Below are 17203 nucleotides of genomic sequence, written 5' to 3' on the forward strand. Positions count from 1 at the left end.
TTTTGTTTTTACCTATAACCGCGAGAAAGAACAGTATTTCGGACTGCTCCAGGCAAAGCAGGGAAAGGAAAGTAATCTTCTGGTGGTCAACAGAAATGGTTCAGTTTTTTCGTATATTGTAAAGTATAAGAAACAGCTTGAAAGGCTGAACTATTTTATACCGAAGTCTAAAAGCATTGGTAATGAAAAGCCCATTGTTGCTGATTCGGTCAAAGTCAATGAGTCAAAGACATCGTTAGGAAACGAGGTCTATTATTACCAAAAATTCTGTTCCTATCTACTTGATCGAAAGCAACGGATTGGTCGTATAAAAAAGCGAAATGAGGGCATCGTTTTAAGTATTGAAAACATTGTTTTTGATAAGGAAGAGCTTTACTTCGTAATCCAGATTGAAAATAAATCTACCTTGGATTACGATCTGAACTTCTTGAAGTTCTCGGTTGAAACGAGACAAAAAGGTAAAAAGAAATCTTTACAACGTCTTTATCAAGAGCCTATTTTTAAATATAATCTGCCGACCAAAGTAGTTGAAAATGAAACCGTAAAATTGGTTTACGTGCTGCCAAAATTTTCGATAAGCAATGACCGCAGGACGGTTTTAGAGCTTAACGAAAAGAACGGGGAAAGGAACTTAAAATTAAAAATAGCGCATAGATTTATCAATAACCCAAATTAATATCATTATGAAAAAAATAGCCGTTTTTTCGTTAGTAGTATTTTTTCTGTCCTGTGCCGGGAAACAAGACCTTTCGCCGAGCGAAACTTCAAAAATCGTGGTGGAAAGTTTCTACAATAAAGATAATACCACTCTAAAAAAACATACCACCCCCGAAGGCTATGAAGGTCTAAAATCCATACAAGATTTGATGGCCGCCGGTAAGTCTGGGGATTCCAATTTTAAAGTCCTGGAAGAAACTGCCGATGATAAAACAGCTTGGGTCAGGTTTACGACCTCCTATGAAGAAAATCCTGAATTATTCAAGCTTCTAAAGGTAGATGGTCAATGGAAGGTCACACAGCAAGGGCCAAGGGAGAAAGGGCCTTTTTGAAACCTCTTATTTCCAATCATAAGTAGTCTGCCCACAACCACATCTAACATTCTTTGCTACATTATCGTAATTTTTCAATGAGACTCTCGGTCTTCGACAATCTTCTTTATCGCAAACGAATATATTTTCCAACGCTAAGATATCGGACCAAAATGCTTTCAAATCGCCAATTTTCGGATTGAAAGGGTTATCGTGGGAAAGTAGATTTCCAAATAATGCTGAATTGGCTACACGCTCAATGGTAGGAAATTCCTCCTTAAGTTCCTTACTTTTATCCTTTATTCGGGATTTTAATGCGTTTATTAATTCATCAGGCATTCGCTTTTCATTAAAATCATTATACCTAAAACTTACTTTTACATCCAAGTTTGAACATATTTCTTTAAGTGAATGTTCTAAATAGATCCTTATTGGATTACCCAAACCTTCAATTTTACTTTCGGCGATAGACTGTTCTATACGCTCTTTCAAGTCGTTAGGTTTTTCATCCAAAAATGTACCTTTATCTTCAGTCCACTTAATTTCATTTATAATCCAATTTTTCTGCTTGGCCAACGGGCTAACGAAGTTTTTGAACCAATCATATTCGTGTGTGAGTAGAATAATCTGATATTTTGAAAACTTTTCAAAAATCAGCTCAGCAAATCTTTTTCTATGATTAGTATCGAAACTGGAAATCACGTCGTCAAGAAGCACAAAGTCATTATTGTCATTAAAAGCTTCTACAGATGCTAAAAAGAATGAAAGTCCAAAACAGTTCAAATGTGATTCACTAAAATATTTTTGAGGTGGTGAAACCCATTCTCCATTGTATTCATATTCTATTGTGATACCATTCAGTTCATCATCTTCTCCAATGGTAACAATTTTTATTTCCTGAAATGGTTCGTCAGGGTTCATATATTGATAAAACCCGTTGATTTTTTCGGAAAAAGTACTAATGAAGTTTTCAAGACCTTCCTTTTGTTTTTTAATGAATTCGTTATAAATAATCTCTAAGGTTTTTCTTTGCTTTTCCAACTTTATACGTTGTTTTTCAAAGTATTTTATTTTTATAAAAGCATCTTTAGAAGCGGAGACGTTAGAATAAACCACCGCTGAATTATCTTTTTCCTGAATTATCTTAATTTCTTTTATCCTATCTATAATTACAGGTTGAAAATCGAAATCTGATGCTTGAAATCCGACCGTATCTTTATTAGGAATTTTATTTCCTGAGGTTACCTTTTCAACACTAGCTCTTTGGAATTTTTCGATTTTTTCTTTTAAAGCCGTTGTTCCCGCGTGAATTGCTTTGTGATCTTCCTGTTTAATCAATTTTTCCAGTAGTAAATTGTCCAGTCTTTTTATGCGTTCTACCGTTATGGCTCCTATAGATTGTTTTGCTTTATCAAAAAGTGCTTTTTTCTTTGAAGACTCTTCAATTTCCTTAAGCCTCCCAGCGATTTCATTGCGCAGGTCTTCAATATTTTTGGGTTGAAGACAAAGCGGACAACTTTCATCCTTATGGTATTTTTTCGCTAAAACAGTATCACCAGTTTTTAGTAGTTCTGCGAGAAAAGTTTGCATTATACTTTCAACATCTTCCGCTATTTTTTCAAATTCTTCATAATATTTATCATACTCTGTATTTATGAATTCAATTTCTGACTTCAGAGTATCTGTAGTAGCTTTGACCTTTTCCAAAAAAGTCAGTTCTTCATTAAGCTTATTATTAGTGCCTTTTTTAAGATGTTCCAGAAGAGAATCGATATCCTCCATTTCTTTTACTTCAATACCAGTTTTCAAAGGAGCTATTTTTTTATTTATAACTTCAATCAAATCTTCTTTCCGGCTAATTGCGGCTCCAATTTTTTCAATAAGAACCTCTTTTTGAGTGTTTATTTGCGCTTCAAAATTTTGATTTTTTATTTCAGTTTTTAGTGAGTTGTAACTTTTCCTTAATACATCCTTTTTTTTGGTAACTTCAGAAAAGCCAATGATATCAGATAAATATTTGAGCTTGTCGCCTTTGGTATTATCAATAAAATCCCTGAGATATTGATACCGTAGAAGTAAGTTTTCCTTCGTGGAATTATCAAGGTATTTTCCGAACTCTTCTGTTGTATTGGTAAACTCGGAACCAAGTTTACCACGCTTAACAAATAAGGATTTGGTAGCGTTAAAAGCTTCTCCTTTAATATAAGAAACACTTACTTCAGATACATCTTCGTCAGTGAGTGTGGCGTTCCTTAAAGCATCCTTTAAATCAATCTCACCACTTGAAAGATGGGAAACCCTGTTGGTGTAAAACCATTCCAGCGCATCAGAAATACTACTCTTCCCAGTTCCATTGTCTCCATAAAGCAAAATAGATCTTCCGTTTAAAGGTAGTTCTAAGCTTTCTTTTGCTCCCCTAATTCCTTTAATGCTTATATTTTTAATCTTTATCGACATCCGTTTCTCTTAATGTTTGTAATTCATTTTTGAAATTGGTATCTGTTAACTTGTCATCATTATATAACTTGTTCAACATCTTTGCGATTTCAGGATCAACGTTTTCGATTGTACCAATATTTTCGAAAAAATCGTCTAATATTTCTTTTCCTGATTTTACTTTTTCTTCCATAGCTTTTACTTAAAATATTTCCAATCAATTTTAAAACTTGTGGTAAGCGTATTGTTCAAAATTTCAAATCCTGTTTTATTATTACAAATGGGATAAACCCCATAATGCTCAACAAAATTCAAAATAAAATAACTCTCTAAATCTTCAATTCTAAATTGCCATATATTTCGCAGCATTTCGAAATTAATATAAGTAAACAAAAGTGGTTCAACTTGTCTATAACTCGATAATCCAACATTCTTAGACTTTCCATCGAAATGTCCAATTAATCTACTTCCTATACTGTTAGTTCTTTTTTCGCTCATACCGATGTACAACAATTTCGAAGTCTCGAATGGATATCGAATATCGATTGATTGACTAAAAATAAAGTAGAGTCCTGCAATACCATTTAAAGGTCTAATATTAGACGGTATAAATGGCTTAGGGCTGTCAAAATATATAGTTACTTCATTTGTCATACCAATTAAAACGCATTAAACTTATCCCCCATATAATGCTTCAAATTCCACTTCTTCGTAGTGTCCAGAGCCCTTTCCAAAACAATCAATTTTTGGTCAGTATGGCTTTTAAAATAAGCAACGGTTTCGTCTGCTAAGCTTACATCTAAACAAATCAAGGTTTCTTTCTCTCCATCCGAGGCCAAAAAGATATCGTTCTGTTTGAACTGGTGCTGTTTTTCTAAAGTGTAGTTGAGTTGAAAACCATTTTTGATCAATATTTCGGTTATGAGTTCTTCGCGGTTAAAGGCAGAAACGAGCTGTGCTTCTTTTTCGGTAATGTATTTTTTGAGCAAGACCACATTTTCTTCATCGGACTTTTCAGGGTCGGGAGCGTATTCTACCCTTGGGAAATTGGACTTGACCAGTTTAAACACTTTAAAGCCCAAGCCTTTTAATTGTTCTTTTTTCGTTTCTTTTTTAGTAAATAAATCTGGAGTTTCTTTTTTCTTTTCAGCAACGATGTTATCTATTACACGTTTGTTGCGCTCAATGGTGATATCGCTCAATTTTTTATAGCCTGCTTTAAATGCTTCGCTTTTTTCATCTGTTGCTTCTGGAAGCTGAACCATAATGTATTTTCTATTACCACCGTCTTCTTGATTAAGTTCGGCTATAGCCTGTCCGGCTGTCCCAGAACCTGAGAAAAAATCAAGAAAGATATCGTTACCCTCCAAAGTGTTCATTTGAAATAAGTATTTTATTAGGTCAACAGGCTTAGGATAACCGTCAAAAATAAGTCCCATCTTATCTAATATACTTGAAGCTTTCTGAGGGCCACCTAATCCGTTAAGGACCGTTATGACGTGACTTTGTTCAGATTTTCTGCTCTTTACGGCCTCTATTGCGCCCGTATTAGAAATTTTAAATTTGGTTTCTTGTCCTTTTGAATCTAATATCGGCTCACAGTTATTTTCAATATATCTTTCTAACAATTCTTTAGAACTCCATCCGCTTTCTACTATAACTTCATTCGTTAAATGACCATTCTTAATAATCGCATTTTCTCTATAATGTGGCCAAGAATCTGTTCGTTTTTCGATAACTCCATCTTGAATTAAAGAAGGAAAACCAATAGGAATTTTCACTCCACTTATTGGGTTTTTAGGTCCATTTTTAACTATTGTATTCCTAATTTCTGAAAGAAACAACTTACTCCCTTCAGGAGTACTTGGATCTATAATGGGTGGTGCTGGGAATTTATCTATAATTTTTGCATATGTCAATATGTATTCGTGTACATTTTTGAATTTCGCCTGATTGTCAAAATTGCCATCAGTTCTCCAAGAGAATTGAGCCATAAAATTCTCTTCCCCAAAAACTTCATCGCATAGTTTTCGCAGATGATGTACTTCATTATCATCAATGGATATAAAAATCACACCATCTTCCCGTAACAATTGCCGTGCTATCAAGAGGCGACTGTACATCATATTGAGCCAATTGCTGTGAAAACGACCATCCGTTTCAGTATTACTATCGACCTTAAAGCCATTCTCCGTCATTTCAGCATCTTCCCAGTACTCTTTTCTATCTTGATTAAAATTGTCAGTATACACAAAATCCTTTCCCGTATTATATGGCGGGTCAATATAGATGCACTTAACTTGTTCTCTATAACTGTTGCTCAGCAATTTAAGCACCTGCAAATTCTCGCCTTCAATTATTAAGTTTTCGCTGCTTTCAGGATTTACGCTTCGTTCTTCGTCATAAACCAATGTAGCGTCAGTGGGTGTAAAAGCTTCCCGTTTGGCCTTGCTTTTTCCAAACCAACGAAATTCATAGCGTTCAGTTTCACTTACGCTTTTGGGATCAACCACTTTTTTGAGTTCGTTAATGTTCAACTTTCCTTCATTGGTAAAAAGATCAGGCATTAGTTGTTTTAACTGTTGCAAACGCTCTTTGTTCCAGTCGTGTGACTGTACTTTTTCCAAGGGGTTTTCTATGGTTTCTTTAGTATGGCTCATAAACTATTATTCAAAGTCGTTTTCAATAAATTGTTGCAGTTCTTCCTCGCTTGGTAGATACATTTGGTATTTTGACGCAAACAGGTTTTTCTTATCATTAAGCACCGAATATTTTGCCACCACGTTATCGGTATCGGCACATAGCAATATCCCAATCGTGGGATTATCGGTTTTAGATTTTTCGCGTTCATCAAATATCCGTACATACATATCCAACTGCCCAATATCCTGATGGCTCAATTTTCCACTTTTAATATCAATGACTACAAAACATTTGAGATGGTAATTGTAAAACACCAGGTCGATAAAGAAATCGGAGGTTTCAGTACGCACTAACTTTTGTTGGGCCACAAAGGCAAAACCTTTACCCAATTCCAATAGAAAAGTTTGTAGGTGGGCAATGATTCCTTTTTCGATATCCTTTTCCTTATGCGTTAAATTGGCGGGAAGGTCAAGAAATTCGAGCACGTATGGGTTTTTAATAAAGTCCAATTGAGATAATTCGCTACTTTCCGAAGTAATTTCATTGTTGGATTGACTGGATAAAATGCGTTGATAATACTGACTACTGATATTACGATCCAGCTTTCGGACACTCCAATGTTGGCTAATCGATTCCTCTAAATAAAATTGCCTTACGGCTTTATCTTCTATTCGTATTAACAAGCGATAATGTGACCAACTCAATTCGGGGCACACTGTGTCCCGAATTGGAAAACTTAGGTAAAACTGCCGAATCCTACGCAGTTCACGGGCATCGAAGCTTTTACCAAAATCATTACTCAAATTTTCTGCAAGTTCTTTTAATAAATAAGTGCCGTATTCTGCTCTTTCGCTACCGTTCTGTTCTTCTTCCACAATACGTTTGCCTATTTCCCAATAAGCAAATACCATCGCCGAATTAACTGCCGTAGCAGCCTGTTGGCGGGCTTGATTTAAAATACCTCTTATTTCTTGAAGAAGGGCGTTATGTGATTTACTGGGTTTCATCAATTTTAATTTACTTTTATTTCTTGTGCTTTTTCAACATCCTTTTGGGCTTCCCTTTTAAAATAGTCATATTCTTTAACCGGGGCTTTGTATTTTACATCCACACCTAATGCCTCAAAATGTTTGAGTGCACATTTTATTTTATACACTTCACTTTCCTTCAAGGATTTTTTATCGTTAATATCGTTTGTTCCCTTTGTTTCAATAACAAAATAGAATTCACTTATCGCACCATCTTTTAAACTTTTGCGTTTCATCACGATGCCAAAATCAGGTTCGTATTCTCCAATGGGTGTTTTGATTTTATAGTAAGAAGGCAGTTTAAGAAAACAGACCACTTCATCATCATTATCGGCAGTCAAAGCAAACTTATGTTCTACTTCACTATCCACCAAGGTTTTGTCAAAAACCCCGCGTTTTGGGGTTAGCGTATAGCGTTTATCATCCAATTGTTTTACAAAATCTTCAAAATCGAAAGGAAAGGTTTCATTGGTTACCTGATAATCAAGACCACGCAACATTTCTTCCAATTCAATATTTTTAATGAGTGCCGAAGCACGGTGGATAAACTGTGGCGGATTTTTGGCAAAATGGGCGTGGTCAATATCCCGAATGATAGCAAAGATAGTTGTATAACTCAATCCGGTATTTTCACTGAGTTCTTCCACCAAATCCAGCGCTGTATAACTGGCTTTCAGTTTATAGCTTTCACTCCCACCAAATTCATCTTTCAATTCTTCTTCCGTAATAGAACTAATGGAGCGGCTGCTTACTTCCGCCACATAATCGGCAATATCAATTTGGTTAAGTGCCTCCTGGCTTCTTTCAATAAGAGCTTCTTCATTAAAGGCCACGGTATAATTGGTTTTTTTAGCGAGTGCAGTCCAGAACCGTTTAAAGGCTTTATTAATATTTTCGTTATCATTCCGCTTGAATCGAACTTCATTTTGTGGCTTTCCCTTATGGGTATGGGTCATTCCTGCTCCAGCAGTTGAACTACCGTAAACCTCTTTGATTTCCTCCTGATATTGAGTTACAAAAGTTTCATAGGTTTCATTTGGGATTACGGTAAGCTGATTGATACGGTTAGCATCGGAAACATCGGGTTTGTCATAAACGCGGTTTCCCATATCATTAACACATATTCGTAAACCCCGACCGATTTCCTGACGTTTTTTGATTTCTGAATAGGAATTACTCAAGGTAGCAATGTTGAAAATATTGGGATTGTCCCAGCCTACCCCCAAAGCGGAATGTGAAAAGATAAACTCGATTTTATTGGCCACACTATCACCATAATTGAGCAAACCTTCTTTATCTTTCAAGATAGCATCAAATACATCGCTGTTTTTCCGCATTGAGTTTTCGCTATCCGTAAATTCGCCTTTTCCAGTTTTGGCAAAATACGAACCCTGAATGAACTCGATATGCTGGGCTGTTGGCACTTGATTGTCGTGGAATTCTGGATATAACGCTTTGTATTTTTCTATAAATATTTTTTTGATGATGGGGTCATCGCTCACATAATTGGCCACCTTATCGATAAAAATCAGCGATAAACATTTGATTCCTTGTTCCCTTAGTTTTTGCTTTTTGGTAAAATGACGGATGATAAGCCATTCCAATTGCAGTTCCCAAATGCTTTGCACGTTTCCAGAAGCCTGTTTTTCTAAGATTTCTACACCATTTGAAAAAGTTACTGACCATTTTTGGGTTCGGAGACTCTTTTGAACACGTTCTATTTTATAATTTAGGTAACTTGGATTATTCGTTTTTACTCCAAGATTGTCGCCATCTTTTAACCAAGCTGTATTCTTGAACTGAATTTTTCCGCTGGCCATCTGGTGCCAAGCTTTTATTTTTACTTTTATATTTCCGTTCTTGTTTTGAACATCGGAAAATTCAAGCTTTAGGGTGGCTTCATCATTTTTTTCGGTAACGGTAAGCACCTCTATTTTTTTGACCAATCCATCTTTGTAACTATCATAAGGAGTTAATCGATACAGTTTGTTTTTAGAAACCTTATGAGTGGCAGAATATCTTAATTTAAAAAGTGGATTGAGCTTTTTAATCTGCTTGATGGAATTGGGAGTGTCCATCCCTTCCTGCGGCTCATCCATAATAATAAAAGGATTTGTGCGTCCAATGGCCTCAATAAAAGGGATATTAGCAAACAAATCTTCACGCTGGGCTTGGTTCAATATCTTATCCTCTGAATTAAAGGAAGCTAACGTCATAATCATTATTTGAGGATATTGTTCCTCAATAAAATTGGTCACCTTGCTCAATCGCTTGCTATCATATTCAAAAGCTTTAGGCGTAAACCCATAAATTTCTTCCAATTGCGCATCAAAAGTCTCCAAGGTATTAAGTACTCCTTGACGGATCGCTACGGAAGGGACTAGGATGATAAACTTGGTAAAACCGTACTGTTTATAAAGCTCATAAATGGTTTTTAGATACACCAAAGTTTTTCCAGTCCCGGTTTCCATTTCGATGGTCAATTCACGTTCGGGCGTAAGTTTGGCGGTTTCTTCGTTAATCCCATTTTCCTGAATGACCAATTTCATATTCTCTTGTATTTCTTCCGCTGAAAGTGAAATTTCATTGGACCGAATGCCCTCATTACTGGAATTGTCAAAGGTGTTTTTGACCGTGCAATCAAAAACATCAACTACCGATTTAATGGCTGTTTGTTGGTATGCTAATTCTTCTAACTTGATTCCCATTAAACTTCCTTGTTCTTAGTGTTGTTATATTTAATTTTCTGCTCAGCTACTTTCAGAGCTTTTTCTCCTAATACTTCATCTTGAATTTCAGAGAGTATCTTTTCACTCAAGTATTGAACGATTAGATTTTCCTGATTTAAGTCGAGAATTTTTGCCAATTGAACAATCTGTTCCTTCTTTGCTTTACGTTCCCCACGCTCAATTTTACTAAGGATAGCCGTATCGATATCCAAAAGAGCAGCTACTTGCCTAAGCAATAAACCTTTCTCTTCTCGATGCTTCCTCAGTATTTCTCCAACTGAATTATTATTTTTCATTTGACAACTATGAGTTGATGGATTTGATTTGACAATATTTGTCAATTATAACGAAAATTCCAAGAAGGAGCTTAGGTTGATGTTAAGGAGTTATTAACAAGTGTAAAAATGTCTTTTGGTTTATTAGTGTTGATTGACTGATGATTGCACCACCATTTACACCACCTATTGCACCACCTGTCTTATTAGAGTGCGGGCACAATGTTTATTTTTGGTATAGTTTGAATTCGGGACGCAGTGAGTCCCGAATTGGGAAAAGGTTAATTTAGTTGCATATCACAAAAACCGAAGACACTCGTCTTCCGAAGACAAAAACAAAGAATAGTTTTGGGAATTAATGCTATTTAGTTCAAAATGGGTTATTGAATGATATGAACTGACGACTACTCAAGATCAATGGGTAGGTAGATTAAGCTTATCAAATAAAATTTGATTTCTCTTTTTTGAATCCTTAACCATTTTGTCAAAACTTATGATTTCAGTATAAAGCTCAAAATTATTGTTATAAGAGAAAAACCCTTGATTATCTGGATGGGCAGTAAAACCAGCTTTTTTAGCTAAAGTTCTCAATTTCGGTGTAAGATCCGAAATTATATACGCATAATAAGGTGTACCTTTTTGGACACTTATTGGGCGCCCATTAGCATCTAAAGCATTGTTTTCTTGTATTTCGATAACATAATTAAGAACTTGGGTAATAGGATTATCAGATTCGTTATAATCGTTCCTCATCGGTTTTTTGAATTCCACAATCACGATGGAAGAATAGTTATCACTCTCATTAAGTAAATGAGCTTTGTTGAATACAACCAAATCAGGTCTTTTTAAAGATGTAGATTCTGTCCGTTCAATACTCGTAAATGGAATATCGGATGCCAAATAATCGTGAAAAGCTAATCTTTCATCTATAACCCATAAGTTGTGTTCCTCTAATTGGATTTCGTCAGATGTTTTCTTCACAGGGAAAATAAGGTTGTGAATAATTTCTTCCTTCGAATATTTATCGTTCTTTGATTTTTTTAAATGCTTATTCAAGTGTTCAAGAATATAAGAGCGATGAACTACATATTCGGCAAGTTTTGAATTGCCAACTTCAATAATTTTATTATAGAGATCTGTATGAGTTTTATCAAAGGCTGCTTTATGGTCTATTTCTTTTATAGATTTTAGCATTTTATTAGCTTCCTTTTTTACTTCTCTTTCGAGTTCATTTTGAAGTTTAAATAGTTCAATTTCTAATTTTTTACCGCTAAGATTTGAGGAAATCTTTTTCAACTGGTTCAGTTTATACTTCTCCAAATACCTATACCGTGGATGTCTACTTACAAATTTTCTAATATTTTCAAGCCGGTCTTGTTCTATAGCTTCAATATATTCTTGATAAATTTCTCGAACAATTGCTACAGCTTTTTCACTAACCTCTGTTTTCTCTATTTCATCTGGAAAGAATTCGTCTGCTTTTGAGAATGATATCTCAGTTCGCTCTTCATTAACTTTATCATCAAGATAATCACTTGAAACGTAAACGGCTAAAGAAAATTTATCGCCTTCATCATCGATCAATGGTTGCTTCAATTCAGGTATGAAATCAGTTAACTTATCACTCATTACTTCCCTGCGATGAGCTCTGTAATGAATTTTATTATCGGGCTTAGAGGTGTACATTTTGACCACTTCAAAGTCGAACTTTTGACCTTTTATTTTGGCACTCCTTTTATCAAGAGAATTACGCGTGTAGTTTTTGAAATAATCATTTACCACTATTTCATCATAATTATCCTTCAAGATTATTCTTGGGCAATCTTGCTCCCTAAAAAAACTAAAGCAATGCTCGATAATCTTAATGGCAATATCTTCCAAGTCACTATTTGTCCATTGTTGAAAACGCTCATTCAAATTTTTAAGATATACACAGGTTCGTCTTTGAGGATTAGGTTCTTCGACTTTAAAATCTTGTGGATTTTCCACACCATCCTTACTAATTTTGAATTCAAATTGACGACGGTTATAATGGCCATTTTGAGGATAAATACTGTCAATTTCGACACTACTGAAAGCTCGTAGCCAAGTTATTCTACCAATACCTTTTCCGCCTTTATTATATTTATAACTAGAATGAGCTAAATTGAAAGAATCCCAATTGTCAGGATTAAAACCGATACCATTATCCGTTATTTTGAATGCGATAATTGGTTTTTTCTTTTCAAAATCAGAATCACTTATATCGCTGCCCAGGTTCTCTTGAGGCAACCTTTCAGCTTCTATTTTAATAAGACCTGGATTATCGAATTTAAGTTCTTCAATAGCGTGTATAGAATTTACAAGAGCTTCGAATAATGGCAATAAAGCCTTATTACTGGCTAATTTTTTTTCACGAACTTTACCTGCAATATCTATTCGCATTATAAATGTTGAAGTTTTAAATGAGTGGTACAATTTACACAAAATTTAAAAGTCTTGACAATTTCCACATACTTTCTATCCATATATTAAAGACAGTAACCTTTTTTTGATTACACCTATTTGTCAAATATCGACCTCGCCTCCTCATAAACCCGTTCAAAATTAGCCTCTAAATCCACCTGAGAAAACTGGTTGGTTTCTTCCGGCAGCTCTCTTTGAATATTCTGCAATTTAAACTGCACCTTTTTATCCTTCCCATCTGCATACGTGATAAACTCGCCCTGCTTCAACCTGAAAAATACGCCCGCCCGAATCTTTGGGATTTCCTTTTCGCCCGTAGTAATGCGAGTATCGAAATCAAGGTTATGTCCACGGCTTATACTTTTAGTAGGGTCTTTGATAATTTCAAAAAAGCGTTCGTAATATTTTGCGGTGTCGGGGTCATTTACTTTTCCGAAAAATTGGTAGGACAGATTGCTTAAAATGGCTTTGCTCGCTTTATCGCCATACATCATATCGTTCTGTATCTTATCCTGCATCACATATATGGTTGCGATGTTATAACTCCGCAGCGTTGCTGGAATGCGGTGCATATTCAACAAGCGAATCGTAGGTGCTTCTTCCATTAGTAAGAAAGACGGTTTAGAATTTCGAACGCTCATTTGCTTGGTAATCGTGTGAATGATTGTGGCAATAACTGGCGAATAAGAAGTCTCAAACTTAGGGTTATTCACTATCGAAATTACCGCAGGATTCTCAGGGTTATTAATGTTCAGCGGAACTTCATCTGCGGACAATGCCATAAAGATACGTTGGGTACTTATCCTTTTGAGCGCATTGGCCAAGGTACTTTTTACACCGGCAGTTTGTCGTTCGGAATCCTTACCGCTAATGAAAGCATCTGCCATAGCCCGTGATGTCGTATTGGTTTCCAAAAACTGGATTAAGCTGTCCGTGTCCAGATACTGATAAATGGCAATCAAATGGGGCAGGGTACAGTATTCGGGATACGATGTTTTTAGCTTCCAGATCAACCCGCCGATCAATCCCTCCGCAGCATCGTTGAAAAATTTAGTAGTGCCACTCGTGCCGGATTCCCGTTGCTCCAATAGATTTTCGATCAACACCCGCGACACCTCGTTTACGCTTTCCTCGTTCTCTAAATAACGTGGGGCAATGGGATTGACCCTATGGATAATTTTATCAAAAGAAATGACCTTAAAAGGGATTGCGCCATCCTTAAAGAGTGGATACGCCATTTCCGTCAGTTCAAAATCTTTGTAGTCGTGAATGATCCCACAAAAGCCCTCTTTTTGGAAATGTCTTAGAAATCCAAACACCACGCTTTCGGTCTTGCCACTTCCGGCAGATCCTATGATGGATGCCCCTCTTTTTACGTTTTCGAGTTTGAAGTTTCCCTTGCTCGTTGCAAAGCTTACACGATACTTACTTTCGGCACTTTTTGGCTCGTCCGTTTTATGCAAAAAAACGTACAGTCCTGTATTAATTAGCATCAACGGACAACCTAAATAAAGTAGGGTCAATATCCACCGATTCTCTTCGGAAATATAATAAATGATAGCTGCGATTAGCAGCATATTCAGCGCGAACGCATACCGACTGATCTTGAAAAACGAATAAAATAATAAACTGGTCAAGCTAATAACCGAGAGTACCGTAAAAAGACTTTCTATTTCCATCGTCTTGAATTAAATACCGATTGAACTTGATTTGATGGCCACGTCCAAACCTTTGCGCAGCTTGTTAAAAACTTTTAGGGCAAGCTGTGCCTGATTGGTCGGGATGCTTGGCATTATCGGGATGCCCGTTTCCCTCATCAACTTGAAGGCTATCGCCTTTTCATTGGTCGGCAATTTCATCAGGGAAGCAAAATAGATTTTTGGGTTTTTAATAAAATCCTTCCGCGCCTTGTAGGTTTCCGCAAAGTTTCTTTGATAGCCAAACGTCCTGTCAAAGGTCTTTTCTGCATTTTCAAAAAATCGATCCCGGTCAAAACCCCGTTTGACATTCTTGCCATTCATCTCGACATCGGAAGCCTTGTATTTGCTCCCGGGCGAAAGACTGAACGAATTGGAAGCGTCTTTCCGGCTCACGACGATGTGGATATGACTTTGGTTTCCGGCCTTGGGCATTCCCTGGACGATCCGTTTGCCATCCTGTTGGTGTGGCGCTTGACGTTCCAGTTTTGCGATTTCTTTTTCTCGTTTCCTAACACTTCCTTCCATCGAGCCGCTTTCAATACTTCGGATCTCGTTTTTCAGCTGAAGTATTTTGGTGGCAAAGGGTTGGTTTTCCTTGATCTGTTTGTCGGTTCCCTTAAAGGTTCGTTGGTGTTCAATTTTTGCATAATATTTTATATCATCGATATTGACCGGCCGCCCATTGATTTCCCGGTTGAATGATGCTACATAATCTTTCATCAGCTCACGGGTGTACTTTTTTAAATCTTCGCTGCTGTTCTGCAATCTGTTTAATTCATACTTCGACGGACTGACCGTAATTGAATAAAATTTAGGTTCTTTCTTTTTTAATTTTGCACCGTTTCCATCAATATCTTTTACCACTTCTTCCGCTGAAAATTCATCGCCATACTGATTGAAAAAGTGTTCCATTTCTTCCTGTTCCAAGCCCTGATTTTCCTTTTCCAAATAGCCGACAAAATCGCCTGAACTTTGAGAATAATTTCCTCCCAGTTTTTGAGGTGTGATTGTTATATACATAGCTCAAAAATTTAGAGTTCGTTGTTGTGATTTTGCTTTTCCTGAAATCTTACTTTCGCCTTTTCCTCTGCATATTTCTTTTCTAAAATCAAAGGTTTCTTTGTCGGTGCTTCTGTCTGAAAAAGGGATTCAATCATTGCCACGGTGGGTTTGGTCTGGGTCTTTTCCATATCCCTCATTATGGCGATTACCGCATTGATCCGTTTCTTTAAATTGGCCTCGATCGTCCTTCCGGTCGGGCCCAGTTTTTCCCGTGGCGAGATTTCGTTGTAGAAGAAAAAATCGAGCATCGTGGCCATTGCCTCGGTGTGTGATTTGAAGTGTGCTCTTGAAAATTGCTGGAAACGCTTGGCGGTTTCCTTTTTGAATCTGATGCCGATAAATGAGTCCATAATTCGCCGATTTGTCGCAAATCCTTCCCTAAAAATGGGCGCTTACAGGGCATTTGTCGCAAATTGTAGAAATCCAAATAATCGATTTATTTTTAAGTGTTTAAAAATCAGATGATTAACAAGGAATAGGAGTCCTTAACATCGCATCGCGTGTTACCCTCTTGCTACTCCTTTTCGTCCCGCCCAGCGGGACAAAAATTTCGTACAATTTGGCTAAAAAGCCAATTGCCAATTTCAGGGAAAAGATTTCCCGTTATGTGATTTTTCGATGGGCAGGGTTATCGGCGAAAGTCAAAAAATGGATACCCCTGCGTAAAATTGAATGCTGAATTTCAGCGAAATAAAGATAGGTGTTTTTCAACTTATAGGATTTAATTTTCTTAAAAAATAGCTTCTGGTTTTAAAAAAAGTATTAAATTTAAACAATAGACCTTTCAAGGTTTAAATAACAAAGGGAAAATTCAGGTAACAGCGAATTTCCCCTTTTTATTAATTATATGCACCCTCTGAAAATTCAAAGGTCTTTCCGTTCCTATTTGGCGCATCTCAAATATTAAACACATAGGTATAACTGTATAAATTCCGTAGTGCTTCCTCTTCGATCATCACATCAAAATTGGTGCAATGCTTTTTTGAATACTTCCGAATATCATCGCCAAATTTTTGCTCAACGTCCTTTTTGGAACTTTCCAAAAGACGTTCTTGCGCTTCCCCGTTCAGGTCTGAAAAATTTAGATAGATCATAATTTTTAAGTTTTTGAATGGGTTAATATTCGCTCGGTAACATCAGCGTATTATTTACAAAAAACAACCGTAGTTCATCGAGCGGAAAATCAGTCGCCCGATACCCGTGTTTTTCCAAAATATTATCATTTCCATCCGTGTAGATTATCTCAGCTTCGTAGCCCGTAAAATCCTGTTTGTCCTCGGGCAATCTCTTGAAGTCGATAGTAATAAATTCGCTTCGGTTCATCAGGCTCTTTGCAATTACGGAAGTGTCCGTAATGAGCCAAAAACATTCGGCAGCTTCCGCCAAATATTTCAGTCCGTTGGTGTATCGGGTTCTTAATAATGGGATTTGAAATATGGTTTCCGAACCGTGAAAATGTTGCAATCCCTCTTGAATTTCGCTAACTTGTGCTTTCATTGTTATCTAATTTTAATTAATGGATAATGAAAAAGAGGGCGCATCTTTAGACTGTTACGCCCTCTTTAATTTTAAATTCTACTTGTCTTTACTTCCAAGTAAAAGGATTTCGTTGGCTTCCACTTCGGTAACATATCTTTTGATACCGTCCTTATCCTCGTAGCTTCGGGATTTCAGTTTTCCCGTTACACCGATTTCTTTGCCCTTTCCGGCATATTTCTCGATGATTTCGGCAGTTTTGCCCCAGGCTACAATCGTATGCCATTCGGTATTTTGGACTTTTTCGCCCTTGGCATCTTTGTAATACTCATTCGTGGCGAGTGAAAGGCGGGCTACTTTTTTACCGCTTTCAAGGTTCGT

General features: G+C 36.6%; 16 protein-coding genes. 2 read left to right on the forward strand and 14 right to left on the reverse strand.

Translation table 11 applies throughout. The annotated features are described in order from the left end of the window. A partial coding sequence (locus RM529_RS12235) for a DUF4138 domain-containing protein (RefSeq protein ID WP_311485065.1) occupies nt 1-676 on the forward strand: 676 nt, incomplete at its 5' end. 7 nt (nt 677-683) lie between these two features. Further along, a complete protein-coding gene (locus RM529_RS12240) occupies nt 684-1049 on the forward strand; it encodes a hypothetical protein (protein WP_311485066.1) in 366 nt (121 codons plus the stop codon). A gap of 6 nt (nt 1050-1055) precedes the next feature. Here RM529_RS12240 and RM529_RS12245 read toward each other — a convergent pair whose 3' ends face one another. From RM529_RS12245 to RM529_RS12310, 14 genes are all read right to left on the reverse strand, one after another. Then, on the reverse strand, nt 1056-3485 hold the full coding sequence (locus RM529_RS12245; RefSeq protein ID WP_311485067.1) for a hypothetical protein: 2430 nt from the start codon (nt 3483-3485) through the stop codon (nt 1056-1058). After that, nucleotides 3469-3657, reverse strand: coding sequence for a hypothetical protein (locus tag RM529_RS12250; RefSeq protein WP_311485068.1), 189 nt, complete (start codon nt 3655-3657; stop codon nt 3469-3471). The genes RM529_RS12245 and RM529_RS12250 overlap by 17 nt, the downstream gene beginning before the upstream one ends. Nucleotides 3658-3662: 5 nt before the next feature. Continuing rightward, nucleotides 3663-4118: a hypothetical protein gene (locus RM529_RS12255; protein WP_117159365.1), complete on the reverse strand. Its 456-nt coding sequence runs from the start codon at nt 4116-4118 to the stop codon at nt 3663-3665. A 5-nt stretch (nt 4119-4123) separates the two neighbouring features. Further along, on the reverse strand, nt 4124-6124 hold the full coding sequence (locus RM529_RS12260; RefSeq protein ID WP_311485069.1) for a site-specific DNA-methyltransferase: 2001 nt from the start codon (nt 6122-6124) through the stop codon (nt 4124-4126). A 6-nt stretch (nt 6125-6130) separates the two neighbouring features. Beyond that, a complete protein-coding gene (locus tag RM529_RS12265) occupies nt 6131-7114 on the reverse strand; it encodes a PDDEXK nuclease domain-containing protein (protein ID WP_311485070.1) in 984 nt (327 codons plus the stop codon). Nucleotides 7115-7119: 5 nt separating this feature from the next. After that, complete coding sequence (locus RM529_RS12270; protein WP_311485071.1) at nt 7120-9843, reverse strand: restriction endonuclease; 2724 nt, start codon at nt 9841-9843, stop codon at nt 7120-7122. Beyond that, entirely contained in the window at nt 9843-10160 is a 318-nt protein-coding gene (locus RM529_RS12275) for a helix-turn-helix domain-containing protein (RefSeq protein ID WP_311485072.1), read from the reverse strand. Before RM529_RS12275 ends, RM529_RS12270 begins: the two co-directional genes overlap by 1 nt. A gap of 393 nt (nt 10161-10553) precedes the next feature. Further along, nucleotides 10554-12563 (reverse strand): hypothetical protein, encoded by a 2010-nt coding sequence (locus tag RM529_RS12280; RefSeq protein WP_311485073.1) that lies wholly within the window; start codon nt 12561-12563, stop codon nt 10554-10556. Nucleotides 12564-12679: 116 nt separating this feature from the next. Continuing rightward, complete coding sequence (locus RM529_RS12285; protein WP_311485074.1) at nt 12680-14263, reverse strand: type IV secretory system conjugative DNA transfer family protein; 1584 nt, start codon at nt 14261-14263, stop codon at nt 12680-12682. A 9-nt stretch (nt 14264-14272) separates the two neighbouring features. Beyond that, on the reverse strand, nt 14273-15304 hold the full coding sequence (gene mobB / locus RM529_RS12290) for a MobB family relaxase (protein ID WP_311485075.1): 1032 nt from the start codon (nt 15302-15304) through the stop codon (nt 14273-14275). Nucleotides 15305-15315: 11 nt separating this feature from the next. Beyond that, nucleotides 15316-15696: a BfmA/BtgA family mobilization protein gene (locus RM529_RS12295; RefSeq protein ID WP_311485076.1), complete on the reverse strand. Its 381-nt coding sequence runs from the start codon at nt 15694-15696 to the stop codon at nt 15316-15318. Nucleotides 15697-16242: 546 nt separating this feature from the next. Beyond that, nucleotides 16243-16440: a hypothetical protein gene (locus RM529_RS12300; RefSeq protein WP_309729324.1), complete on the reverse strand. Its 198-nt coding sequence runs from the start codon at nt 16438-16440 to the stop codon at nt 16243-16245. A 22-nt stretch (nt 16441-16462) separates the two neighbouring features. Continuing rightward, nucleotides 16463-16843 (reverse strand): DUF6876 family protein, encoded by a 381-nt coding sequence (locus tag RM529_RS12305; RefSeq protein WP_311485077.1) that lies wholly within the window; start codon nt 16841-16843, stop codon nt 16463-16465. Nucleotides 16844-16921: 78 nt separating this feature from the next. After that, a partial coding sequence (locus tag RM529_RS12310) for a single-stranded DNA-binding protein (protein WP_311485078.1) occupies nt 16922-17203 on the reverse strand: 282 nt, incomplete at its 5' end.

The organism is Autumnicola edwardsiae (assembly GCF_031846505.1).
In the GTDB taxonomy this organism is placed as follows: domain Bacteria; phylum Bacteroidota; class Bacteroidia; order Flavobacteriales; family Flavobacteriaceae; genus Autumnicola; species Autumnicola edwardsiae.

Excerpts from the sequence above, each read along its gene's own strand:
- RM529_RS12260 (WP_311485069.1), bottom strand. The coding sequence starts at position 6,124 with ATGAGCCATACTAAAGAAACCATAGAAAACCCCTTGGAAAAAGTACAG.
- RM529_RS12305 (WP_311485077.1), bottom strand. The coding sequence starts at position 16,843 with ATGAAAGCACAAGTTAGCGAAATTCAAGAGGGATTGCAACATTTTCAC.
- RM529_RS12275 (WP_311485072.1), bottom strand. The coding sequence starts at position 10,160 with ATGAAAAATAATAATTCAGTTGGAGAAATACTGAGGAAGCATCGAGAA.
- RM529_RS12245 (WP_311485067.1), bottom strand. The coding sequence starts at position 3,485 with ATGTCGATAAAGATTAAAAATATAAGCATTAAAGGAATTAGGGGAGCA.
- RM529_RS12250 (WP_311485068.1), bottom strand. The coding sequence starts at position 3,657 with ATGGAAGAAAAAGTAAAATCAGGAAAAGAAATATTAGACGATTTTTTC.
- RM529_RS12285 (WP_311485074.1), bottom strand. The coding sequence starts at position 14,263 with ATGGAAATAGAAAGTCTTTTTACGGTACTCTCGGTTATTAGCTTGACC.
- RM529_RS12240 (WP_311485066.1), top strand. The coding sequence starts at position 684 with ATGAAAAAAATAGCCGTTTTTTCGTTAGTAGTATTTTTTCTGTCCTGT.
- mobB (WP_311485075.1), bottom strand. The coding sequence starts at position 15,304 with ATGTATATAACAATCACACCTCAAAAACTGGGAGGAAATTATTCTCAA.
- RM529_RS12255 (WP_117159365.1), bottom strand. The coding sequence starts at position 4,118 with ATGACAAATGAAGTAACTATATATTTTGACAGCCCTAAGCCATTTATA.
- RM529_RS12265 (WP_311485070.1), bottom strand. The coding sequence starts at position 7,114 with ATGAAACCCAGTAAATCACATAACGCCCTTCTTCAAGAAATAAGAGGT.
- RM529_RS12270 (WP_311485071.1), bottom strand. The coding sequence starts at position 9,843 with ATGGGAATCAAGTTAGAAGAATTAGCATACCAACAAACAGCCATTAAA.
- RM529_RS12280 (WP_311485073.1), bottom strand. The coding sequence starts at position 12,563 with ATGCGAATAGATATTGCAGGTAAAGTTCGTGAAAAAAAATTAGCCAGT.
- RM529_RS12295 (WP_311485076.1), bottom strand. The coding sequence starts at position 15,696 with ATGGACTCATTTATCGGCATCAGATTCAAAAAGGAAACCGCCAAGCGT.
- RM529_RS12300 (WP_309729324.1), bottom strand. The coding sequence starts at position 16,440 with ATGATCTATCTAAATTTTTCAGACCTGAACGGGGAAGCGCAAGAACGT.